The sequence below is a fragment of the Rhizobium sullae genome (genome assembly GCF_900169785.1).
GTDB lineage: Bacteria > Pseudomonadota > Alphaproteobacteria > Rhizobiales > Rhizobiaceae > Rhizobium > Rhizobium sullae.
Genome location: NZ_FWER01000123.1, coordinates 1 through 5,483, shown reverse-complemented (window position 1 = coordinate 5,483; position 5,483 = coordinate 1). Strand labels below are relative to the sequence as shown.

Genomic DNA, 5,483 nt, shown 5'->3' with positions numbered 1-5,483 from the left:
GCGCACTGTCGGTACGACGATCTCCGGCGCGAACGGCAGCGAGGCGACAACGACCCAGGGCGCCACGGTCCCATCATCGGGTCCGAAGGGGGCGCCTCGGGCAATGTAGTCGAAGAACTCCCGATCGACCCCATCGATCGTTCGCTTGCCCCAGCCGGGTCCATCGCAGGCGGTGAATCCCCAACAATTCTCCCCATAGCCTGCGAAGTTCATCGGGTTGCGGATTGCGTATTCTCGCTGGACATAGGTCGCATGCCGGCTGTTTTCGAAATAGTCGGTGTCATGGTGGCGCATGAACGCATCTTGAATGCCGCGAAAGTCTATCCACATGTGCGACAATTGATGGGTAAACAGCGGCCCCGAATACAGCAGCTCGCGGCCGTAGATATTTCGCCATTCATAGGTTTCGGTGTAGGCGGCATAGCATTCGGGCGGCAAAGGGTGAGTTGGGGATCCTAGGCCGATGATGTAGAGCAGCAGGCCTTCATCGTAGCCACGCCACCGATGGGGAATGAAACCACTCTCCGGACGCCAGCCATGCGTTAAAGTTGCACCGCCATCGCGAGCCCAATTCCAGTCGGCACGCTCGTAAAGCGCCATCGCGAGCTGGCGGATTTCCACCTCATCGGCCGTGTCGCCATCAAAATAGGTGGCAACGGTCAAGGCGCCTGCGAACAGGAAAGCCGAGTCGATCGTCGACAGCTCACATTGCCACACCCGGCGCCCCGTTTCGATGTCCAGAAAATGATAAAAAAACCCTTTGTAGCCGGATGAATCCGGCTCCGGCCCCTGCGGGCATGCCATCAGGTATCTCAACCGATTGCGGGTAATCTTCGCCGCAAATTCGCGGATGAGGACGCCGCGCTCCACAACCACGGGGATGGTCGCCAGCGCCATGCCGATCGCCGCGATGCTTGCCGGGGCGTTCGGTTCTGTCTTGTCGCGCGCCAGGCCGTTGTCCGGGTTGGTGCAGTGGAGATAGTACAGCAGGGTGGTGAATTGCAGCCGACCGAGATCCTGGTCGGTTGGCATGCGGTCGAGATCGGCGTCGGTTGAGAGCGTTTCGGGCATGGCCGTTAACCGACTATGACGTGGACATCGTGCGTACGTCCGTCTTCCGCAAGCCGGACGGCTCCGTTCGCGACAGGTTCACTGTCCAGTGTGACTGAATGCACGCCTCGGCCGATGCCCTTTGCGTTGTCGAAACGGATTCGATAGGTCGTCGATCCAGTTCGGTATGTGATCTCATAAGCCAGCCAGCTTGCCGGAACGCATGGTTCGAACTGCAGAAACTGTCCTTGCCGACGAAAGCCAAGGATCGCGTCGAGCGCGGCGCGATAGAACCAACTGGCGGATCCAGTGTACCAGGTCCATCCACCGCGCCCGGTGTGTGGGGGCGCGCCATAGATATCGGCGCTGACCGCATATGGTTCCACCTTGTAGCATTCGATTTGATCTCTCGTCGCGCCATGACAAATCGGATTGATCAGGTTCCAAAGCTTCAGCGCGAGATCGCCGTCGCCCTGCAAAGCCGTCGCCCAGACAACCCAGGTTGCCGCATGCGTGTATTGCCCGCCATTTTCACGGATGCCGGGGACATAGCCCTTGATGTAGCCGGGCTGCAGCACGCCTTCGTCAAAAGGTGGGTCGAAGAGTTTGATCAGCTTGTCCTCTTGGCGTACGAGCCGGTCGTGGACCGCACGCATTGCCTGCGAAGCGCGTTCAGCATCGGCTTCGCCGGAGATGACAGCCCAAGCTTGCGGGATGGCGTCGATCTGGCATTCGCTGTTCAGGGACGACCCGAGCGGCGTGCCATCGTCAAAATAGGCCCGGCGATACCAGCCACCGTCCCAGGCGTTGGCCTCAATGGCAATGCGCAGGGCCTCGGCTCGTTCGCGGCACCAGGCGGCGCGGCCTTGATCTCCGCGTGACGCTGATATCGTGGCAAATGAATTCAGGACCGTGAGAAAGAACCAGCCGTTCCACACGCTCTCGCCCTTGCCTTCGGCGCCGACCTTATTCATGCCATCGTTCCAGTCACCCGTTCCCATAAGGGGAATACCGTGACTGCCTAAACGGTAGCCATGCTCCAGCGCCCGGACGCAATGCTCGTAAATGGTGCCGGACTGCTCGCTGATCGCTGGTCGGTTGAAGTCTTCCTCTTGGTCGTCTCTCAGCAAAGGTGACGTGATGAATGGAACCATCTCATCGAGGAGTTGAACGTCGCCTGTCGTGGAAACGTAGTGGTGAACGACAAGGGGTAGGAAATACAAGTCGTCGGTTATCCGAGTACGCACGCCGATGCCAGACGGTGGGTGCCACCAGTGCTGGACGTCCCCCTCCTCGAATTGGCGCGCCGCCGATCGCAGGATGTGTGAGCGGGCCTCGCTCGGCACGCTGTAGACCAGTGCCATCACGTCCTGCAGTTGGTCCCTGAATCCATACGCGCCGCCAGACTGATAGTTGGAGGTGCGCGCCCATACGCGGCATGCCAAAACCTGGTACAACAACCAGCGGTTCATCAACAAGTTCAAGTCCGCGTCCGGCGTCGAGACCTGAATTGTGTTCAGAATGTCATCCCACTGGCGGGAGACAGCCGACAGGCCCGCGGCTGCGCGATCGAGGTCGGCATGCTCCTGGACGAGCCTACGGACCTCATCGAGGCCGGCAGCCTCTCCAAGGACGAAGACAACCTCTCTGCTTTCGCCGGGGGGCAGGGAGATATCGACCATCAGCGCAGCGCAGGGATCCAGTAGCGGACCAAAACGTTCCGCCAGATCTATTCGCTCCAGGGCCGCCGGGTTAAACACGAAACCATATTTGCCCAGAAACTCTCTACGGTCAGCCGTGGCCGACCTTGCCGGCCGACTGGCGCCTGCAAACGCCAGCTTTCCGGCAAAATCGCCGGCCCAGGGATTGTTGGCTACGATCGCACCGGATATGGCATCCCGCTGGCAGACGATCCGCGTTGCTGTCTCTTCGCGCTGCGTCCCAAGCACCCACTCGGCGAAATAGGTTGCGGTGACATGCCGAGCGCGGGTGTCCTCGTTGCTAAGCCTGAGGCGTATGATTTTGACGGGATCGTTCGGCGCGACCGATACCGTCAGCTCTTGATTGAGATGACGACTGCAACTTGCATACCGGCTGTAACCTTGGCCGTGACGAACAGTCACGACCGCACCGGGACCGAGCGGTAGGGGCGTCGGCGTCCAGACATCGCCGCTTTCCTCATCCCGCAAATAGAGGACCTCGCCCGGCGCATCCGTAACCGGATCGTTCGACCACGGCGTCAGCCGGTTCATCTGGCTGTTCTCTGACCAAGTGTAGCCAAGACCGGCTTCGGTTGTCAGACAGCCAAAATCGGGGTTTGCGATCACATTGGTCCAAGGCGCCGGTGGCAAGGCGGGGGCTCGGGGTTTGACCGCATCCACGCGCACGACATACTCGCGTCCGTCGGGCGTGAAGCCCCCGAATCCGTTCCAGTGCTGTAAATCCTCGACCGGGTCAGAATGTGGGGCCGCAGGTTGCCCGCTCACCCGAACGGCTAACGTCTGTAAAAGAGGTGACAGAGCGGGGGAGGGCAGGTTGAGCTGATCGGCAAGTGTGCCGCCGCTTCCCAGCAGGACAATGCGCGCTGCCGCGGCGATGGTCGCCACGTGATCGCTTTCGGTATCGGGTTCGGAAAGCACAAAGATTCCGCCGGGTTTGCCGATCATTTCGGCTTGCGGGCCTGACTGCAGCTTTTCAGTCTGTCGCTTGGCGCTGGCTGCACCACCGTCGTTGAGCAGCACCAGGTCGTATCTCAGGCCCCTCCGACCGGCGAAATCGTGGCCCATCGTCACTTGGTTAACGAAGGCATCATCCCTGTCGCCATTCGCTCGGACAAGCACGATCGGAAGGTCGCCGGAGATACCATGAGCCCACAGAGCGGTTCGATCCAATCGATCTCTCTTAGGCCCGGCCGCCTGCCGCATGGCCGGGTTCGCAAATACGACATTCCCGGCCAGCCGATTGAACAGCGAGACATCGTCAGACTTCAGGTTCGACGTGCGAAGCTCATTTTCGTATTTCTCTGAAGCTTCGGAGAACACTCGCTCGACCGTGTCGAACTTGGCATATCTTTCGGCGATGAGCTGCACGGCTGACTGGTCATCCGCAGCGCCTGTGACGAAGGCCACGCGTGCGTCGGCGCCTGGCGCCAGACGAACCGTCCGCCGCAGGCAGAAAATCGGGTCGAGGACAGGGCCAGTCGTTCCGGAGAGCGATGCACCCGCGTCGAATACGACGGGGTTGGCTGTTGTCCGGCCCCGGCCAAGAAATCTCAGCCGATCGGTTTCATATTGGACCGCTTGGGAAGGCGGCAGGTTCGATGAAGAAACGTGCACGGCCCAGGTGGCTTTCTCCCCGGCAGCACGTGGCCTGCGACGCGCAAATAGGGCGCCTGTCGCCTCGTCATATCGTGTTTCGACAAAAAGCTTGGCAAAACTCGGATGCGACATGTCCGCGCGACGATTGTTCAGGCAGACTTCGGCATAGCTTGTCAGTTCGAGGATTCGCTCCCGGGTGCCATGGTTCGTGACTGTGAGCCTACGCACTTCCGCGTCCAGATCGGGTGCGACACAGATTTTCGTGAGAATTTCAATGTCTCCGGCATGACAGCGGAACTCGGCCCTGTCTCCGTAAAAGGCGTGCTCGTAGACATTCGAGGACCGAAATAATGGCTGCTTTCCGATGGACCAGAGGTCGTTGTCGGTCAGATCCCGAACGTAACAAAATTGGCCCCAGCAATCGCGGGTGCTGTCCTCGCGCCACCGGGTGATGTCGAGGCCTTGCCATGTTCCGTAACCGGCCCCGGCGGCTGTGACCAGGACACTATACCGATCGTTGGAAAGCAACGCGACAGCGGGACTCGGATCCGCCATTTCCGCGACGCTATCGTGTCTCGCCGCCGCCTCAGGCGTTCTGTGGCCGTGAATTGATTTTACCATCAACGTTTTTCCCACTCAGAACGACGACACCCGCCTCGAAAGCAAGACCATCACCAACTGCTGGCAGTTTCCCGCACACTACTCATAGACTTGTCCATTCCAGACCCTCACTGCGGGTATCTCGTGGTAGTAGGTGAGGATGCTCAACGTGCCGGTATTCANATAGACTTGTCCATTCCAGACCCTCACTGCGGGTATCTCGTGGTAGTAGGTGAGGATGCTCAACGTGCCGGTATTCAGCAGAAAATGCTGTCCGGCACGCGGTGGCAGGCCAATCCATCGCGCTGCAAGCACGCGCAGCACGTGCCCATGCGCGAACAACGCAACGTCGCCGTCCGCAGCCCGTGTGCGCGCCACGACTTGATCCACTCGAGCACCAATTTGCCTCGGCGTCTCGCCTCCGGGGCATCCATCACGGAAAATCAACCAACCCGGTCTTTTCGCCTGAATTTGCTGGGGCAGCAGGCCCTCATATTCGCCGTAGTTCCACTCCAT

3 protein-coding genes are annotated in these 5,483 nt (G+C 60.0%); all 3 read right to left on the bottom strand.

All coding sequences use genetic code 11. The features are described from left to right. Positions 1 to 1,071 (bottom strand): glucoamylase family protein (locus tag BN1800_RS38900; protein WP_179214023.1); only part of this gene is annotated, 1,071 nt, incomplete at its 3' end. A 5-nt stretch (positions 1,072 to 1,076) separates the two neighbouring features. Then, on the bottom strand, positions 1,077 to 4,988 hold the full coding sequence (locus BN1800_RS38895) for a GH36-type glycosyl hydrolase domain-containing protein (RefSeq protein WP_087006194.1): 3,912 nt from the start codon (positions 4,986 to 4,988) through the stop codon (positions 1,077 to 1,079). A gap of 78 nt (positions 4,989 to 5,066) precedes the next feature. Further along, entirely contained in the window at positions 5,067 to 5,483 is a 417-nt protein-coding gene (locus BN1800_RS38890; protein ID WP_244564821.1) for a histidine phosphatase family protein, read from the bottom strand.

Bases quoted from the DNA above. Each gene is read 5' to 3' on its own strand.
- BN1800_RS38895 (WP_087006194.1), bottom strand. From the start codon at position 4,988: ATGGTAAAATCAATTCACGGCCACAGAACGCCTGAGGCGGCGGCGAGA.